The sequence below is a fragment of the Buttiauxella sp. AC038 genome (genome assembly GCF_979253565.1).
On record NZ_CEEDCQ010000001.1, the window covers coordinates 211,431 to 230,074 of the forward strand.

Below are 18,644 nucleotides of genomic sequence, written 5' to 3' on the forward strand. Positions count from 1 at the left end.
CAGAGCCTCGCCCCGTTGGGGCCAGCGCAAGCACTGTTCAAAATGCTGAAGCCTTTTGTCCTGCAACTCGAGTTATTTAGGGCATTCGCTACAGGTTGCACTTCATGACTACGGCTTAAATTTATTTATCAAAAAGATAATGATTCACCAGGTTTTCCAGTAGCTCCTGATGCCCGCTTTGATGCTGCGGTGCCAGGTTATGCTGCTCAGCGTACTGTGCAATCTGCGCAAGAGACATTTGTCCTTTCAGAATTTGCTGGCCCAGTTCACCATTCCAACCGGCATAACGCTTCGCAACGCGTTTATCCAGTTCACCGTCTTCAATCATACGAGCCGCAATTTTCAGCGATAGTGCCATCACATCCATGGCCCCAATATGACCATAGAACAGATCGTATTTATCAGTGCTTTGGCGGCGCACTTTGGCATCAAAGTTCAGGCCGCCCGTGGTGAAACCACCTGCTTTCAGGATTTCGTACATCACTAATGAGTTTTCTTCCACGCTATTTGGGAACTGGTCGGTATCCCAGCCCAATTGCGGGTCGCCACGGTTGGCATCAACCGAACCAAAGATGCCCAGGGCAATAGCACTGGCGATTTCGTGATGGAACGAGTGACCCGCAAGTGTTGCGTGGTTTGCTTCGATATTTACTTTGATCTCTTTTTCCAGACCAAATTGTTTCAGGAAACCATAAACCGTGGCGACATCGTAATCGTACTGATGCTTCGTTGGTTCTTGTGGTTTTGGTTCGATAAGCAACGTGCCACGGAAACCAATTTTGTGTTTGTGCTCAACGACCATTTGCAAGAAGCGGCCAATTTGCTCGCGTTCTTGACGCAAATCGGTATTAAGCAGGGATTCGTAGCCTTCACGACCACCCCAAAGCACATAGTTTTCACCGCCCAGTTTGTGAGTGGCGTTCATCGCGGTCACCACTTGCGTGGCGGCCCAGGAAAACACTTCCGGATCCGGGTTGGTTGCCGCACCCGCACCAAAGCGTGGATTGGTGAAGCAGTTAGCGGTACCCCACAGCAATTTCACACCGCTTTCTTGCTGCTTTTGCGCCAGCACGTCGGTCATTTGTGCGAAGTTGTTCAGATACTCTTTCAGTGACGCGCCTTCTGGCGATACGTCCACATCATGGAAGCAGTAATACGGCACATTCAGTTTGTGGAAGAATTCAAACGCCACATCCGCTTTCAGTTTTGCCAGGCCTAATGCATCGCCTGCTTGTTGCCATGGACGTTCAAAGGAACCGGCACCAAACATGTCGGCACCGTTCCAGCAGAAGTTATGCCAGTAACAGGCGGCAAAACGCAGGTGCTCTTCCATGCGTTTACCCAGAACAATTTCGTCCGGATTGTAGTGGCGGAAGGCCAGAGGGTTAGTGGATTTAGTACCTTCAAAACGTACACGTTCAAGTTGGTCGAAATAGGCTTGCATAATTGACTCCGTAATCATAATCAAGAGGGGGGCGGCAAGTAAGAGATTCTGTAACTATCCTGTATTTTCCTCCGACGTTGCTCAATTACGTTATTTCACACTGCGATTAAGAGAATGCTCAAACGTGCGCCATCTCGCAAAAAATGATGAAAATAAACCAAAAAACAACTCGAGCATTATTCCAGTAAATATCGCAATGAAATGGATTTCTAAATTAAAGTACGATCGCCATCATAAATTAACAATTAAACAAAAAAACGTAATGAGAAGATAAAAATCTGTAATTGCTGGATTGCCATTCACAGACAACAATTGCCCGGTCGATAGATGTTAATAATATTTAATCCGATTTATCTCACCCTACAGGTATAACAAAATGAAGATTAAGAACCTTTTACTAACGTTGTGTGCCTCGCTCGTCCTTACCAGCATCAGCGGTATCGCTAAAGAAGTTAAAATCGGTATGGCAATCGATGATTTACGTCTTGAACGCTGGCAGAAAGACCGCGATATTTTTGTTAAAAAAGCCGAATCGTTGGGCGCGAAAGTCTTTGTACAATCCGCTAATGGCAACGAAGAAACGCAAATGTCGCAAATCGAAAACATGATTAACCGTGGCGTAGATGTGTTGGTCATTATCCCTTACAACGGCCAGGTTTTAAGTAATGTGATTGCCGAAGCAAAAAGAGAAGGGATAAAAGTATTAGCTTATGATCGCATGATTAATAATGCCGACATTGACTATTATATCTCTTTCGATAATGAAAAAGTCGGCGAATTGCAGGCGCAAAGTATTGTTAATAAAGTGCCTTCTGGTAATTATTTTTTAATGGGTGGCTCGCCTGTTGATAATAATGCAAAACTGTTCCGCGCCGGGCAGATGAAAGTATTAAAACCTTATATTGATAGTGGGAAAATAAAGGTTGTCGGCGACCAATGGGCTGATGGTTGGCTGCCTGAGAATGCATTGAAAATTATGGAAAATGCCCTCACCGCCAATAACAACAAAATTGATGCAGTTGTGGCATCAAATGATGCCACTGCGGGTGGTGCAATACAGGCGTTAAGTGCGCAGGGTCTGGCTGGCAAAGTGGCGATTTCCGGGCAGGATGCTGATCTTGCCGGGGTGAAGCGCATTATTGCCGGTACGCAAACCATGACGGTCTATAAGCCCATCACCAAATTGGCAAATACCGCCGCTGAAATTGCCGTGGAATTAGGAGAAGGCAAACAACCTGCATCTGATGCTGTATTGAATAATGGCATTAAAGATGTTCCCTCGCGTCTACTGACACCTATCGAAGTCGATAAAGCCAATATCGATAGCACCGTTGTGGCAGACGGTTTCCACAAGAAGAACGAGCTATAACCCACTCCGCCCGTGTTTTTTGCGCGGGCGATACCTTTAAAGCAGGTAAGGAGGGGTCATGCCTTGTTTACTGGAAATGAAAAATATCACCAAAGCTTTCGGCGTTGTGAAAGCAGTGGATAACGTCAGCCTGGCGGTGGATGCCGGTGAAGTGATGTCCCTTTGTGGTGAAAACGGCTCTGGTAAATCCACGCTGATGAAAGTGCTGTGCGGTATCTATCCCTACGGCAGTTACGAAGGTGACATATGGTTCGCCGGTGAAAAACTTCAGGCGAGCCATATCCGCGATACCGAACGCAAAGGTATTGCGATTATTCACCAGGAGCTGGCTCTGGTTAAACACTTAACAGTACTCGAGAATATTTTCCTCGGTGCTGAGCTTTCACAATATGGCGTGCTGGATTACGACAGCATGACGCTGCGCTGCCAAAAATTGCTGGCGCAGGTGAGCCTGAATATTTCCCCGGATACGCGCGTCGGTTCGCTGGGGCTTGGGCAGCAGCAATTGGTCGAAATTGCCAAAGCGCTTAATAAACAAGTGCGCTTACTCATTCTGGATGAGCCTACGGCATCACTAACTGAGCAAGAAACTGGGGTGCTACTAGCAATTATTCGTGATCTACAGGCTCATGGTATTGCCTGTATTTACATCTCCCACAAACTCAATGAAGTGAAAGCTATTTCCGACACCATTTGCGTTATCCGCGATGGGCAGCCGATTGGTACACGGGATGCGGCATTGATGCGTGAAGAAGACATCATCACCATGATGGTGGGGCGCGAGCTTACGGCGCTTTATCCTAATGAACCGCATCAGACTGGTGAAGAAGTGCTGCGCGTTGAGCACCTCACTGCCTGGCACCCGGTCAATCGGCATATCAAGCGAGTCAATGACATTTCGTTTTCACTGCATAAAGGTGAAATTCTTGGGATAGCAGGCTTGGTCGGCGCAGGGCGTACCGAAGCTGTGCAGTGTCTGTTTGGCGTCTGGCCGGGCAAGTATGAAGGTCGTATTTTCATTGATAATCAACCGGTCACTATCGGCAATTGCCAGCAGGCGATAGCTCACGGCATTGCGATGGTGCCAGAAGACCGCAAAAAAGATGGCATCGTGCCGGTCATGGCTGTTGGGCAAAACATCACACTTGCCGCATTAAGCCAGTTTTCTGGCGCGTTAACTCACCTGGATGACGCTGCCGAACAAAACTGCATTCTGCAATCGATTGGGCGACTGAAAGTTAAAACGTCATCACCAGAATTGGCAATCGGTCGCCTGAGTGGTGGCAACCAGCAAAAAGCCATTCTTGCGCGTTGCCTGCTTCTCAATCCACGCATTTTGATTCTCGACGAACCCACGCGTGGCATTGATATCGGCGCGAAATACGAAATCTACAAACTTATTAATCAGCTGGTTCAGCAAGGTATTGCGGTCATTGTTATCTCATCGGAATTGCCGGAAGTGCTCGGCCTGAGTGACAGAGTGCTGGTGATGCATGAGGGGCGAATCAAAGCCAATCTGATTAATAATAACCTGACCCAGGAGCAGGTTATGGAAGCTGCACTGAGGAGCGAAAAGCATGTCGAAAAGTAATCCGTCTGAAATGAAACTCACGGCACCTGCGGCATCACCTTTTGCCGGGCTGCGGGCACTTAATCTCCAGGTTTTTGTCATGATCGCGGCGATCGTGGTGATTATGCTGTTCTTTACCTGGACCACCGAAGGCGCTTATCTCAGTGCCAGAAATATCTCCAATTTGTTACGCCAAACCGCGATCACCGGGATTCTGGCGGTCGGCATGGTGTTCGTCATCATTTCGGCAGAAATCGATCTGTCTGTTGGCTCGATGATGGGTCTGCTGGGCGGAGTGGCCGCCATTTTTGATGTCTGGCTGGGCTGGCCTTTACCGCTCACGATTGCCGTAACGCTGGTTCTTGGCCTCGTTTTAGGTGCGTGGAACGGTTGGTGGGTGGCGTATCGCAAAGTGCCGTCATTTATCGTGACGCTTGCCGGGATGCTGGCGTTTCGCGGTGTGCTGATTGGTATTACTAATGGCACCACCGTGTCGCCAACCAGTGCGGCGATGTCGCAAATCGGGCAAAGTTACCTGCCAGATGGTATTGGCTTTGGTATTGGCACTTTAGGGCTGGTGATTTTTGTTGCCTGGCAATGGCGGATGCGCACTCGACGCCAGGCTCTGGGGCTGGAAACACCCGCCTCCACAGGTGTCGTAGGGCGACAAGCCATCACAGCAGTTATCGTGTTGGGGGCTATCTGGCTACTCAATGATTACCGTGGCGTACCTACACCTGTGCTGATCCTCACGTTATTACTGCTAGCGGGAATGTTTATGGCGACTCGCACAGCGTTTGGCAGACGTATTTACGCGATTGGCGGCAATATCGAGGCGGCGCGGCTATCGGGTATAAATGTGGAGCGCACCAAGCTTGCGGTGTTTGCCATAAACGGTTTGATGGTGGCGATTGCCGGGTTAATTCTCAGCTCGCGATTGGGGGCTGGCTCTCCGTCTGCCGGGAACATTGCTGAACTGGATGCCATTGCAGCATGTGTCATTGGCGGTACGAGTCTTGCTGGCGGTGTGGGAAGCGTTGCTGGGGCGGTGATGGGGGCATTTATCATGGCTTCGCTGGATAACGGCATGAGCATGATGGATGTCCCTACGTTTTGGCAATACATCGTAAAAGGTGCCATTTTATTGCTGGCTGTGTGGATGGATTCAGCAACAAAACGCAAAGCGTAAGTGTGCAAATGTTCACAATGCCGGGGCGATGTTTCCCGGCATTGTTGCAATTGTGGTATTGAGTTTAATGTTTTGTTATCAGGGAATAAAAGCATGTTTGAGAAACGTCATCGCATTACGTTGTTATTCAATGCCAACAAAGCCTACGACCGCCAGGTAGTGGAGGGAGTTGGAGAATATTTGCAGGCGTCTCAATCTGAGTGGGACATTTTTATTGAAGAAGATTTTCGTGCCCGCATCGACAACATCAAAGAGTGGCTAGGCGACGGCGTGATTGCCGATTTTGATGATACTGAAATCCAGCGTTTATTAGATGGGGAGGATGTTCCGATTGTTGGTGTAGGAGGGTCCTACCATTTACCAGAACACTATCCACCCGTACATTACATTGCTACCGACAACCATGCCCTGGTGGAAAGTGCATTTTTGCATCTAAAAGAGAAGGGCGTTCAACGTTTCGCCTTCTATGGTTTGCCGAACTCCAGTGGCAAGCGTTGGGCAATGGAGCGTGAGTACGCTTTTAACCAACTTGTGGCAAAAGAAAAATACCGGGGTGTGGTTTATCAGGGTATAGAAACGGCCCCCGAGAATTGGCAGCATGCGCAAAACCGCCTGGCGGATTGGGTGCAAACACTCCCTCCGCAAACGGGGATTATTGCCGTGACGGATGCACGTGCACGTCACCTGCTGCAAGTTTGCGAACATCTGCATATCCCTGTGCCGGAGAAGCTCTGTGTGATTGGGATAGATAACGAAGAACTAACGCGTTACCTATCGCGCGTGGCGCTCTCATCGGTTGCGCAGGGGACAAGGCAGATGGGCTACCAGGCCGCAAAGTTGTTGCATCGTTTGATGGACAATGAACCACTTGCTTTACAACGCATTCTGGTGCCGCCGGTGCGTGTGGTTGAACGCCGTTCAACGGATTACCGTTCTTTGCATGATCCCGCAGTGATTCAGGCAATGCACTACATCCGAAACCATGCCTGTAAAGGTATCAAAGTTGAGCAAGTTTTGGATGCTGTAGGGATCTCGCGTTCGAATCTCGAGAAGCGGTTTAAAGAAGAAGTTGGTGAGACGATTCATACAATAATTCACACCGAAAAGTTAGAAAAAGCGCGCAGTTTGCTGGTGTCTACGTCTTTGTCTATCAATGAAATATCGCAAATGTGCGGTTACCCATCACTGCAATATTTCTATTCGGTATTTAAAAAAGAGTATGACTCAACGCCGAAAGATCATCGTGAAAGGCATAGTGAAATATTGGTTTAGTGAATGAGTTAAGCAAAAAAAACGCCTTCGAATTGAAGGCGTGAATTATTACTTATTATTAACATTCTATTTTTTTAATTAGTTCGGTGCCATAAAGCGCTGATTGGTTTGGTACATCGCAAATAGGTAATTGTTATAGCTACTACCTTTTGTAGAATACCCTTTCAGCTTATGAATCATATTGCTGGCAGTCACTTCCTGATCCGCTTTACGCAATTGCGCACGTGATTTACGGAAGGAATTATAGGCCGGATGCGTGTTCAAATTTGTTACGTAAGCGTTAACGCCTTCTTTAACTGAATCGTAATGCAAATAGCCTTTAACTTTACCTGGTTCGCTGTTGCAATGGCGCTTGCTGCACTTCATACCAAACAAGTTGTTATTGCTACGGGCAAGTTTAGACGTACCCCAGCCGCTTTCAGCTGCAGCCATCGTTGCCACCATGTTGGTAGGAATGATGTCGACTTTTTCCATCAGCGTATTCCACGGCACACGCTTAGTATTACCATTCCACGCAATTTTGTAGCGCTGGGTAATTCCTTTCAAGCGAGTACGCTCTGATGGTGACCAGCGTTTTTCATACTGCTTAGAAACCAACCAGTTACGGTCTGCAGTAATCGCTGCATTTTGACTAGTAATATATGGCATGACCGTCCGGAGAAACGCTTTTTTTCTAGGTGTTCCGGAAGGGTATTTTCGCAAGTCAGGGAGCGATGCAATTTCACTATTGCGAGAATACTCTTTTTTACTACTTACCAATTTCTTACTGTGTGTCGTTGTGCTTTTGGTCTTAACTATGTGGGCTTTATGCGATTTTGGCTCATGTTTACTTGCTAATACCCCAGTTGAAAAACTGAAGGTGAGTAACATAAGTATCGCAGCCCCAAATCGTCGGAAATGGGTTGATATCATTAGATCTCCTGGTCGGATCGTTACGTTTCCAGTGCCTTATTTATAAAAGGTTTCGAATAAAGTAAACGCGGATACTAACAAATTTAGACCTTCTGAGCACCAAAATAAATAATCCGATTCTTAATTGATGTCACGTACGATCTTCTTATGACGGTAAAAAGTATCGTAATATGCGATGGTTATCCCATATTTGAGCAAACTGATAACCCCGTCACTCACCCTATTATCTCATCCCCAACTATCCATTTTGAGGATGAATTCAGTTAATTAAAACAGTGCCAAACTGAATAAAAGATAAACACGGGCTTAACCCTATGAAAAAATTACCTCTGCTATTTATCCTGTTCCCTGGACTGGTACAAGCCGCCTGGACAGCTCCCGGTTTACCTGCGTTTCAAGAGCAAAATCCAGGGCTATTTGTGAGCGAAGGTAAGCTTGCGAAAGGCATATTACCGCTCACTCTTAAATCAGATCAATCATGCTGGCAACCTGCGGAATCAATCAAACTTAACCAGGCGCTGTCGCTTAAACCTTGCGAAGGGGAAGCACCCGTCTGGCGTTTATTTCGTGAAGGAGAGTATCGGGTTCAAATTGATACGCGCAGCGGCACTCCTACGCTCATCCTGAGCGTCAATAGCGAGGCACAAGCCGCTCCTGTTGATGTTACCCGTCAGTGCCCTAAATGGGATGGTAAACCGCTCACAGTGGATGTCAGCAAAACCTTTGCTGAAGGTAGCGAGGTCCGCGATTTCTACAGCGGTGCTACAACAACGGTCAAACAAGGCCAGGTTACGCTGATGCCTGCGGCAAATAGCAACGGCCTGTTGCTTCTGGAATCAGCCTCTACCAAAGAGACTGCTCCGTTTAGCTGGCACAATGCCACGGTCTATTTTGTGCTGACTGACCGCTTTGAGAATGGGAATCCGAAAAACGATAACAGCTATGGCCGCCATAAAGATGGAATGCAAGAGATCGGCACGTTCCACGGTGGTGACCTGGCTGGACTAACCCAAAAACTCGATTATCTACAGCAACTGGGTGTGAACGCATTGTGGATAAGCTCGCCTCTCGAGCAAATTCACGGTTGGGTTGGTGGCGGCACAAAAGGGGATTTCCCACACTACGCCTACCATGGTTACTACACCATGGACTGGACAAAACTCGATGCCAATATGGGGACTGAGGACGAACTACGTACGCTGGTAGACGAAGCCCATAAACGCGGCATTCGAATTTTGTTCGACATCGTGATGAACCATACAGGTTATGCAACGCTTGCCGATATGCAGGAATACGATTTTGGTGCGCTGTATCTTAAAGGTGACGAGCTGACTAAAACCCTCGGCAAGCACTGGACAGACTGGAAACCAGGCCCTGGCCAGAGCTGGCACTCCTTTAATGATTACATCAACTTTGGTGATAAAACGGCCTGGCAAAACTGGTGGGGGAAAAACTGGATTCGCACCGATATTGGCAATTACGACTCCCCTGGATTTGACGACCTCACCATGTCGTTGGCCTTCCTGCCAGATTTAAAAACGGAATCCACACAACCGGCGGGCTTGCCGATCTTTTATCGCAATAAACCCGATACCAAAGCAAAAGAAATGGCGGGTGCAACGGTGCGAGATTATCTGACGCATTGGCTGAGCCAATGGGTGCGTGATTACGGCATCGACGGTTTCCGGGTGGATACGGCAAAGCATGTCGAAAAAGCCGGCTGGCAGCAGCTTAAAGAGCAATCTGTTACTGCACTGGCCGAATGGAAAAAAGCTAATCCAGATAAAAATCTGGATGATGCGCCGTTCTGGATGACGGGTGAGTCCTGGGGCCACGGCGTGATGCGGAGCGATTACTACAACAGCGGCTTTGACGCGATGATCAATTTTGATTATCAGGAACAAGCGTCGAAAGCGGTGGATTGCCTGGCAAACATCGATCTCACCTGGCAGCAGATGGCGACTAAATTGCAGGAGTTCAATGTTCTTAGCTACCTTTCCTCGCATGATACCCGCCTGTTCCGTGAAGGAGGGCAGCGTGCGGCAGAGTTGCTCTTGCTGGCTCCGGGTGCGGTGCAGATTTTCTATGGTGATGAGACTGAGCGCCCATTTGGCCCGACAGGTTCCGACCCGCTTCAGGGAACTCGTTCTGATATGAACTGGGGGCAAAATGTTGCCACTCTGTCGCACTGGCAGAAAATCAGCCAGTTCCGAGCCCGCCACCCGGCAATTGGCGCGGGTAAGCAGAATACACTGAGCATGAAGCAAGGGTACGGCTTTAGCCGTGAATCCGCAGATGACAAAGTGATGGTCGTTTGGGCGGGGGATCAATAACGAATGGCGCTTCGCTTACCCGGTCTACAAATGCACTTGTAGGCCGCAAAGCGAAGCGCAGTACTTAATGCTTTTTATCTTATCTAAAGCAGCATATTCCATGACTGCGACTATCCTTAATGCGTTTGCACCGCGTCTTCTCCGGCGTTATGGTTAGCCTCTTTTGATAGTCAAAGACCTCTACGTTATGACGTTTTCACTTTTCGGCGACAAATTTACCCGCCATGCAGGCATCACACGCCTGATGGAGGACCTTAACGACGGCCTACGCACACCTGGAGCTATTATGCTCGGTGGCGGTAATCCTGCCCAAATTCCTGCGATGAACGACTACTTCCAGGATTTACTGGCAGACATGCTGGCAAACGGGAAAATGACCGATGCACTATGCAACTACGACGGTCCGCAGGGGAAAAGTGAGTTACTTGGCGCGCTTGCAGAAATGCTGCGTACAGAATTAGGTTGGGATATTGCTCCACAGAATATTGCACTGACTAATGGTAGCCAAAGCGCATTTTTCTACTTGTTTAATCTGTTCGCGGGTCGTTATGCGGATGGCAGCACTAAAAAAGTCCTGTTCCCGCTCGCTCCGGAGTACATCGGTTATGCCGATTCAGGCCTTGAAGAAGACCTGTTTGTCTCTACGCGCCCAAATATCGAGCTGCTGCCAGAAGGCCAGTTTAAGTACCACGTAGATTTCGAACACCTACACATTGGCCCGGACACCGGCATGATTTGCGTGTCGCGCCCAACCAACCCGACGGGCAACGTCATTACCGATGAAGAGCTGATTAAACTCGACGCTCTGGCGCACCAGCATGGTATTCCACTGGTGATTGATAACGCGTATGGCGTGCCGTTCCCGGGCATTATTTTCACCGAGGCACGCCCGCTGTGGAATCCGAACATTATCCTTTGCATGAGCCTGTCGAAACTCGGCCTGCCGGGTAGCCGCTGCGGTATCATCATCGCCAATGAAAAAATCATCTCTGCGGTCAGTAATATGAACGGCATTATCAGCCTGGCTCCCGGTGGGGTTGGCCCGGCAATGGCCACTGAAATGATTAAGCGTAACGATTTGCTGCGCTTGTCTGAAACAGTGATCAAACCGTTCTATTACCAGCGTGTTCAGGACACGATCGCGACTATTCGTCGCTATTTATCGCCAGAACGCTGCCTGATCCACAAGCCAGAAGGGGCGATTTTCCTTTGGTTGTGGTTTAAAGACCTGCCGATTTCGACCGAGCTGCTTTATCAGCGCCTGAAAAAGCGCGGTGTATTGATGGTGCCGGGGGATTACTTCTTCCCAGGACTTGATAAGCCGTGGCCGCACACGCATCAGTGCATGCGCATGAACTATGTGCCGGAGCCGGAGAAAATCGAAGCGGGAGTGAAGATCCTTGCCGAAGAGATTGAACGCGCGTGGGCTGAAAGCGGTAATTGATTGAATTGTAACGGTGGATGTCGCTTGCGCTAATCCACCTTACAATGGTTTTCGTAGGTCGGATTAGCGTGAGCGACATCCGACATTATTCTGCAATTCTCTAGCGAACCACCAACGAATCGTATCCCTTCCAGCGGTAGTTCAGCATCGACACAATCCAGCAGCCAATAAACAGCCCAACCACGATAAAGCCCGCATTGCCGAGGTTTTCATTTAGCGCATCGACCCACTTCCACATGCCGGAGTGCAGGTTGAATTTATCCGCTAACAACCCTAACGCTTCCATGCCGCCAATAAACAGCGCCACCACAACGGATGTGCCCGTAATCGTCATGTTGTAATAGAGCTTGCGCTGCGGTTTGTTAAACGCCCAGCCATAAGCGCCAACCATAATCATATTGTCGAGCGTATCAATCAGCGCCATGCCGCTGGCAAACAGCGCTGGGAACACCAGAATCGACCATATCGACATCCCGCTGGATGCGCTGGCGGCAGAAATGCCCAATACGCCAATTTCTGTTGCGGTATCAAACCCTAAACCAAACAAAAAACCGACCAGATACATATGCCAGCTTTTGCTAATCAGCTTAAACGTGGAGCGGAATAGCCAGCTCATCATGCCGCCGCCGTTAAAATCGGTGTCTTCGGCAGACAGCGACTCGCCACGTTTTAACTGACGGAAATTGCGCCATACGCCGCGTAAAATCACCAGATTGACCAGCGCCATTGCCAGCAAGAAACACGCCGATACGGCAGTGCCAATCACGCCGCCCACATCATGGAACCAGTCCATATCATTTTGAAATGCCGCCGCGGTTGCGGCAATCGCGATAGACGCCAGCACCACAATGCTGGAATGGCCGAGTGAGAACCAGGCGCCGATACCAAACGGGCGTTTCCCTTGCTGCATCATCTTGCGCGTCACGTTATCAATTGCCGCGATATGGTCGGCGTCCACCGCATGGCGCAAACCGTAGCACCAGGCCAGGAGACTGGCGGCCATCAGCGCGGTGCTGTGGTGAAACGAAACCAGCGCCCAGGCCCAGGCGGCAAGATTGGCTGCGACTAAAACCACCAACAAAACAGCGGCACGCGGATTATCACGAAGAACACGCAATAACATCATTTTATCCTTGTGGGGGAAGGGTGATACGGGCGGCGGCAACAAGCGCCTGGCCCAATGCAAGGGCACCGTCACCAGCAGGCAACTGTGTCGGGAAGAGCAGATTGAAATCTACTAGGTGATACGAAAATCTTTCGCGCATCAGGCGGTTATGCAGCACGCCGCCGCTGAAGACGAGAGTCTTTATGGCGAGCCTTTGCGCATGGCTGCGGGCTAAATCAGCAAAACCTTTTGCCAGGGCGTCATGAAATGCCCAGGCGCGAGCGGACGCGCAGTCATGCCTGCTCAACCACTGCTGCCAGAATGTCGCCATGTCGAGCTGGCCTGCGATAACCGGCAGCGTAACGGGGTGGAGGCACCCGCGACTTTGTGACGCCAGTGCTTCGAAGCGGCAGGCGGCTTCCCCTTCATAGCTTTGCTGTAAGGGCGTGCAGTGCAGCGCCGCTGCGGCGGCATCGAAAAGGCGGCCCGTGGAGGAGGCGACTGGCGCATTAATGCCACGTTCAATGGCAGTGGCCAGCAATGGCCAGTTTTGTGCGCGAACGACGGCCGTTTCCGGGTGGCGTTGCCAGTCAGGTACAAACGCCAGGCAATGGGCGAGCAGGTTACGCCATGGCTGGCGAGCGGCGAGGTCGCCACCAGGCAGCGCCACTGCAGGCAAGCCACCGAGATGTTCACAGTCGCGATAGTTAACCCGCAGGCATTCGCCGCCCCAGAGTTGGTCGTTCTCGCCATAACCAATGCCATCAAGAGTTAGGGCAATCACATCGCCACCATCCTGTGGCCAGTTGTGTTCAGCCATACACGCCACCGCGTGAGCGTGATGATGTAAAACGGTGCTCACTGGCAAACACATTTCTTTCCCGATGCGGGAGCTGTGGTAGCCGGGATGCGCGTCTATGGCGACATGTTGCGCTTTAAAGTCATAAGCCTCACACATTAACGTGCGCGCTTTTTGCCACTGCTGTTCCACGCCTTCTTCAGCGAGATCGCCCAGATGCTGGCTCAGCACCGCCTGGTTGCCGCGCAGCAAGCAGAAGGTGTTTTTCAGGTCAGAGCCTAACGCCAGAATCGGCGGCAGTGCGTCAAAACCTGGGGGTAACGGAAGTGCATCTGGCACAAAACCTCTGGCACGACGCAGCATCTCACCGTTTGCCCGTACCACGGAATCATCCATGCGCTGGACGATATCGCGGTTGTGCAGCAACCAGCCGTCGGCAATCTCAGTCAACTCTTCAACCGCCTGCTGATTGGTTATGGCGGGCGGTTTGCCGTTTAAATTGCCGGATGTCATCACCAGCGGGCCACCAAAATCCTGCATCAAAAGGTGTTGTAGCGGGTTGGCTGGTAACATCACGCCAACTTCGCTTAGGCCTGGGGCGATAAACGTGCTTACTTCGTGCAAAGCAGATTTTGCCATTAGCACAATCGGTGCCGCTGGCGTGTTGAGCTGTGCCGTTACCTCTGCGGGCAACCGGTGCGAATCGGGCAGCATGACAGCCAGCGGTTTAGAAAGGCGATGTTTGCGGGCGCGTAAGCGCGAAACGGCGGCATCGTTGCTTGCATCAACCGCCAGGTGGAAACCACCCAGCCCTTTAATCGCGATGATTTTCCCGTCTTTTAACGCTGCAATGGCTGCTTGTAACGCCTCTTCGCGCGCGAGTTTTTGCTCGCCACATTGCCAACTAATTTGCGGCCCGCACTCCGGGCAGGCGACAGGCTGGGCATGGAAGCGGCGATCCATTGGGTCGCGGTACTCTTTTTCGCACGCCGGGCAGAGCGGGAACGCAGCCATCACCGTGTTTGGGCGGTCATAGGGCATGGCATTAATTATCGTAAAGCGCGGGCCACAGTGGGTGCAGTTGATAAACGGATAGCGATAACGGCGATCGTGCGGGTCATTCAGCTCGCTCAGGCAATCCGGGCAGGTTGCGGCATCCGGAACGATTTGCGTGTCCATCGAGCTGCTCGCGCTGTGGCGAATGGTGAAATCATGGGGGAGTGTTTCCCACAGCATTGTCGATTGTTCAATGCTATCGATACGCGCCAGTGGCGGGCATTTGGCGTGAAGCTGGGTGATAAACGCATCGGCGGGGGAAGTCAGGCGCACCAACACACCGGCGCCGTCATTGCAGACATCGCCTGTGAGTTTGAGAAGTTGTGCCAGTTGCCAGACGAATGGCCTGAAGCCAACGCCCTGTACTTTGCCGCGAATGCGTAGCATCACGCCGTTAAAATTCACTATAGGTACTCGTCTGGGGAAATTTTGTCGGATGTCGCTTACGCTAATCCGACCTACAAAACCCGTAGGAGGGATTAGCGCAGCGTCATCCACCGTTTTAAGCTTCTACTGCCTGGCGCAAACGCGCTTTCATATCGCTATACGTCGTCTGAGCGTAGTTTTCTGCCCACTGCTGGTCGGCAATTTGGCTGACGTTGACCGCGCAATACTTGGTTTCCGGTGTTTTGGAAATCGGGTCAAGGTTGTCCTGAGTCAGCTCATTACAAGCCCCAATCCACCACTGGTAAGTCATGTACACCGAGCCCACGTTAATGCGCTCGTTCACTTCGGCACGGCTGATAACTTTGCCGCGACGCGAACTGACCCACACCAGTTGCTTGTCTTTAATCCCAAGCAGGTTGGCATCTGTCGGGTTCATCTGCACAAAACCAGGTTCATCGGCCAGAGTCTGCAATGCAGCACAGTTCCCGGTCATTGAACGGCAGGAGTAGTGGCCGACTTCACGCACGGTGCACAGCACCAGTGGATATTCGGCATCCGGTACTTCGGCTGGCGCACGCCACTGCGCAGCAAACAGCTGGCCTTTGCCGGTTGGGGTATCGAACTTGCTGTCTTTGTAGAGATACGGCGTACCCGGGTGATCGAGCGTCGGACACGGCCACTGTACATGGCCCATATCGCCCATTTTCTCGTAGGTTACGCCATAGAAAAGCGGGCAGAGTTCACGCAGTTCGTCCCAGATTTGCTGGTTGTTGTCGTAGTGCATTGGGTAGCCCATCTCGGTGGCGAGCAGGCTGATAATTTCCCAGTCACGTTTGACGTTGTACTTCGCATCAATGGCTTTTTCAAAACGCTGGAAACCGCGGTCAGCACAAGTAAACACGCCGCCGTGTTCGCCCCAGGAAGTGGCTGGCAAAATAACGTCGGCCACTTCAGCGGTTTTGGTCATAAAGATGTCCTGCACGACGACAAAATCGAGCGCTTCAAAACCTTTGCGTACCAGGCCAAGATCGGCTTCGGTCTGCAACGGGTCTTCGCCCATGATGTAGTAGGCTTTCATCTCGCCATGGATAGCCATATGCGGTACTTCGGTGATACGCACGCCAACCTGGTCGTCCATATCTTCAACGTTGATGCCCCAGGCTTTGGCGAATTTCGCACGTACTTCTGGGTCAACCACATCCTGGTAACCCGGGAACTGGTTTGGCAGCACGCCCATGTCACACGCGCCCTGCACGTTGTTCTGGCCACGAACCGGGCCAACGCCGACGTTTTCACGCCCGAGGTTTCCGGTCAGCAGCGCAAGGCTTGAAAGCCCTTTCACTACGTCAACCGCCTGGCCGAACTGTGTCACGCCCATACCCCACATAATGGTGGCTGAAGGTGCGGCGGCAAAAGTACGCATTGCCTGACGCACCTGGTGCGCCGGAACACCGGTCAGGTGCTCAACGTCTTCTGGCGCGTAGTCTTTAACCACTTCACGGTAAGCGTCCAGGCCTTCGGCAAATTTCGCAACGTACTCGGTGTCGTAGAGATTCTCTTCGAGCAGCACGTAACCAAAGGCATTCACCAACGCCATATTGCAGCCGTTTTTCAGTTGCAGATGCTGATCGGCAATACGCGCGGTTTCGATGCGGCGCGGATCGCAAACAATGATTTTCGCGCCATGTTCTTTGGCTTTAATCACACGACGCGCCACGATCGGGTGCGAATCGGCGCAGTTATAGCCAAACACCAACAGGCATTTTGAGTTTTCGATATCGCCGATGGAGTTACTCATCGCGCCATTACCCAGCGTCACCTGCAAACCTGCGACCGACGGCCCGTGGCAAACACGCGCACAGCAGTCAACGTTGTTGGTATGCAGCACACCGCGTGCAAACTTCTGCATCACATAGTTGGTTTCGTTACCTGTCCCACGTGACGAACCTGTCGTCATAATTGAGCGTGGGCCATGCTGCTCTTTGATAGCTTTCAGGCGTTTAGCCGTGTAGCTAATCGCCTCTTCCCAGCTCACCGGCTGAAGCTTGCCGCCTTTTTCATAGCGGATCATTGGCTGCGTCAGACGCGGTGTGAGCAGCTTGGTATCGTTGAGAAAATCCCAGCCGTAATAGCCTTTCAGGCAGAGTTCATTTTGGTTAGTCACGCCATCAGCCGCTTCGGCACGGATAATTTTGTTCTTCTCAACAACCAGTTTCAGTTTGCAGCCTGCACCACAGTAAGGGCAGACGCTGGTAATTTTTTTCATCAGTAACAGACCTGTTAAAAGTTGAAAATTTCGTTCCCGTCAGGGGATGAAATTAGAAAATCAGGGATGAAGTTGCATCGAACGCAGCACGGCGGCGTTTTTCGGCACTCATTTGTTCAAGTTTATTGCGATCAACACAGATAATTGCGTTGGTTGGGCAGGCTTCCATACAGGCCGGGCCTTCTGAACGGGTGTGGCAAAGGTCGCATTTATTCGCTTCGGCTTTTTCTGCCATCACGTTAAGACCTGCACCGCTGTTACGTACAACAGGGCGAACAACCACTTCCATTGCGCCATACGGGCAGGCAACCACACAGGTTTTGCAGCCGATGCAACGTTCTTGCATCACATTCACAAACCCATGCTCGCGGCTGATTGCGCCATTAGGACAAACGTTGGCGCACGGTGCGTCTTCGCACTGGCGGCACATTGTCGCGGTGGAAACATTCACGCCTTTAATCACATGAATACGTGGAAGGAAGGTTTGCGGTGTTAATACCGCGCAATCTTGTGCTTCCTGATGTGCTACGACACAGGCCACTTCGCAAGTGCGACAGCCAATACATTTGCTCGAATCAGCAATGATGAAACGGTTCATCATAGACTCCTGGATAGAGTGTTTTTTTATAAGACTGCTCTAGGCATACATAAAGTGTGCCAACTTTGAAACTAGCGTGATTCAAGGCTTTGCGTATTGATCGGGGGAGGGGTGACAGTGACTTCGACACATTTGACGATGTCATTTGGGCAGATGACAGAGAGTTCTGGAAAGCTGCTCGCAGTTCGTGCCAATAAGTAGAGAAATTGATTAGGGAAAGCTTCCCCTCTTGATATGTTTCAGGGAACGGAGGGGTTAGAATGTATACAATATTGACGCATGGAGCTGCTGCTGAAGAACTTGTTGCTTTGCCTTCACAATTGCGAGGCCGCATGTTTCGCTTAATTGAACGTCTGGCATCTGAAGGTAATCAGCTAAAAATGCCTCATAGCCGAGTCCTGGGAAATGGGCTTTTCGAACTACGAGTTGGTGACAAAGATATTGCTCGAGCGGTCTATGCTTTTAGTTATGGGCAAACCATTTATATTTTGCATGCCTTTACGAAAAAGACAGCTAAGACGCCGGCTAACGCAATCGACATTGCCCGGTTAAGGCTGAAGGAGTTTATGAAGTGAAACCACTCTCTCTTGATGAATTGAAAACAAAAATGCTTTCTGATGCTGAGTCCGTTCAGGCATATAACGAAGCCGATCAGGAGCTGATGCTGATTCAGGCACTTTATGAAATGCGTGAAAGAGCAGGGCTTTCGAAAACAGAGTTGGCTAACAAACTCGGGACAAATTCATCAGGTATTAGCCGTCTTGAGAAGAACCCACTTAGCGCTAGCGTGAAGACGCTTGAACGCTATGCTGCAGCCTGTGGCGCAAAGATCTCACTCAATATTCAGTACATGTGATATCAAATGGTCGGATGTTGCTGCGCTAAACCCTACAAAACCTG

14 protein-coding genes are annotated in these 18,644 nt (G+C 50.5%); 8 read left to right on the forward strand and 6 right to left on the reverse strand.

Annotation, left to right across the window (positions count from 1 at the left end; all coding sequences use genetic code 11):
• Positions 1 to 121: 121 nt before the first annotated feature.
• Positions 122 to 1,444 (reverse strand): xylose isomerase, encoded by a 1,323-nt coding sequence (gene xylA, locus AC0IXI_RS00995; RefSeq protein ID WP_413499666.1) that lies wholly within the window; start codon positions 1,442 to 1,444, stop codon positions 122 to 124.
• A 376-nt stretch (positions 1,445 to 1,820) separates the two neighbouring features.
• On the opposite strand from xylA, the gene xylF reads away from it, so the two are divergent.
• From xylF to xylR, 4 genes are all read left to right on the forward strand, one after another.
• A complete protein-coding gene (gene xylF / locus AC0IXI_RS01000) occupies positions 1,821 to 2,813 on the forward strand; it encodes a D-xylose ABC transporter substrate-binding protein (protein ID WP_064514601.1) in 993 nt (330 codons plus the stop codon).
• A gap of 58 nt (positions 2,814 to 2,871) precedes the next feature.
• The gene (locus AC0IXI_RS01005) at positions 2,872 to 4,404 is read left to right on the forward strand and encodes a xylose ABC transporter ATP-binding protein (protein ID WP_424220799.1); all 1,533 of its coding nucleotides are present in this window, start codon (positions 2,872 to 2,874) and stop codon (positions 4,402 to 4,404) included.
• Positions 4,391 to 5,572 (forward strand): xylose ABC transporter permease XylH, encoded by a 1,182-nt coding sequence (xylH, locus tag AC0IXI_RS01010; protein ID WP_134185822.1) that lies wholly within the window; start codon positions 4,391 to 4,393, stop codon positions 5,570 to 5,572. The genes AC0IXI_RS01005 and xylH overlap by 14 nt, the downstream gene beginning before the upstream one ends.
• Before the next feature lie 93 nt (positions 5,573 to 5,665).
• A complete protein-coding gene (xylR, locus tag AC0IXI_RS01015) occupies positions 5,666 to 6,844 on the forward strand; it encodes a D-xylose utilization transcriptional activator XylR (RefSeq protein WP_134185820.1) in 1,179 nt (392 codons plus the stop codon).
• Positions 6,845 to 6,922: 78 nt separating this feature from the next.
• On the opposite strand, the gene AC0IXI_RS01020 is transcribed toward xylR, so the two are convergent.
• On the reverse strand, positions 6,923 to 7,756 hold the full coding sequence (locus AC0IXI_RS01020) for a protein bax (protein WP_034460478.1): 834 nt from the start codon (positions 7,754 to 7,756) through the stop codon (positions 6,923 to 6,925).
• Positions 7,757 to 8,070: 314 nt separating this feature from the next.
• Between AC0IXI_RS01020 and AC0IXI_RS01025 the strand changes: the two genes are divergently transcribed.
• A complete protein-coding gene (locus AC0IXI_RS01025) occupies positions 8,071 to 10,089 on the forward strand; it encodes an alpha-amylase (RefSeq protein ID WP_471681820.1) in 2,019 nt (672 codons plus the stop codon).
• A 187-nt stretch (positions 10,090 to 10,276) separates the two neighbouring features.
• Complete coding sequence (avtA, locus tag AC0IXI_RS01030; RefSeq protein WP_471681821.1) at positions 10,277 to 11,533, forward strand: valine--pyruvate transaminase; 1,257 nt, start codon at positions 10,277 to 10,279, stop codon at positions 11,531 to 11,533.
• 100 nt (positions 11,534 to 11,633) lie between these two features.
• Here the strand turns inward: avtA and AC0IXI_RS01035 are convergent, their stop codons facing one another.
• The 4 genes from AC0IXI_RS01035 to hydN all read right to left on the reverse strand — a co-directional run bounded on the left by AC0IXI_RS01035 (position 11,634) and on the right by hydN (position 17,744).
• Entirely contained in the window at positions 11,634 to 12,656 is a 1,023-nt protein-coding gene (locus AC0IXI_RS01035; RefSeq protein ID WP_134186039.1) for a HoxN/HupN/NixA family nickel/cobalt transporter, read from the reverse strand.
• Positions 12,657 to 12,660: 4 nt separating this feature from the next.
• Positions 12,661 to 14,880: a carbamoyltransferase HypF gene (gene hypF, locus AC0IXI_RS01040; RefSeq protein ID WP_471683186.1), complete on the reverse strand. Its 2,220-nt coding sequence runs from the start codon at positions 14,878 to 14,880 to the stop codon at positions 12,661 to 12,663.
• 115 nt (positions 14,881 to 14,995) lie between these two features.
• Entirely contained in the window at positions 14,996 to 17,146 is a 2,151-nt protein-coding gene (gene fdhF / locus AC0IXI_RS01045) for a formate dehydrogenase subunit alpha (RefSeq protein WP_134185813.1), read from the reverse strand.
• Positions 17,147 to 17,198: 52 nt separating this feature from the next.
• Entirely contained in the window at positions 17,199 to 17,744 is a 546-nt protein-coding gene (gene hydN / locus AC0IXI_RS01050; protein WP_064514584.1) for an electron transport protein HydN, read from the reverse strand.
• A gap of 260 nt (positions 17,745 to 18,004) precedes the next feature.
• Here hydN and AC0IXI_RS01055 point away from each other — a divergent pair, with 260 nt between their 5' ends.
• Positions 18,005 to 18,319, forward strand: coding sequence for a type II toxin-antitoxin system RelE/ParE family toxin (locus tag AC0IXI_RS01055; protein WP_064514582.1), 315 nt, complete (start codon positions 18,005 to 18,007; stop codon positions 18,317 to 18,319).
• Positions 18,316 to 18,600: a helix-turn-helix domain-containing protein gene (locus AC0IXI_RS01060; RefSeq protein WP_083962926.1), complete on the forward strand. Its 285-nt coding sequence runs from the start codon at positions 18,316 to 18,318 to the stop codon at positions 18,598 to 18,600. Before AC0IXI_RS01055 ends, AC0IXI_RS01060 begins: the two co-directional genes overlap by 4 nt.
• Positions 18,601 to 18,644 lie beyond the last annotated feature (44 nt).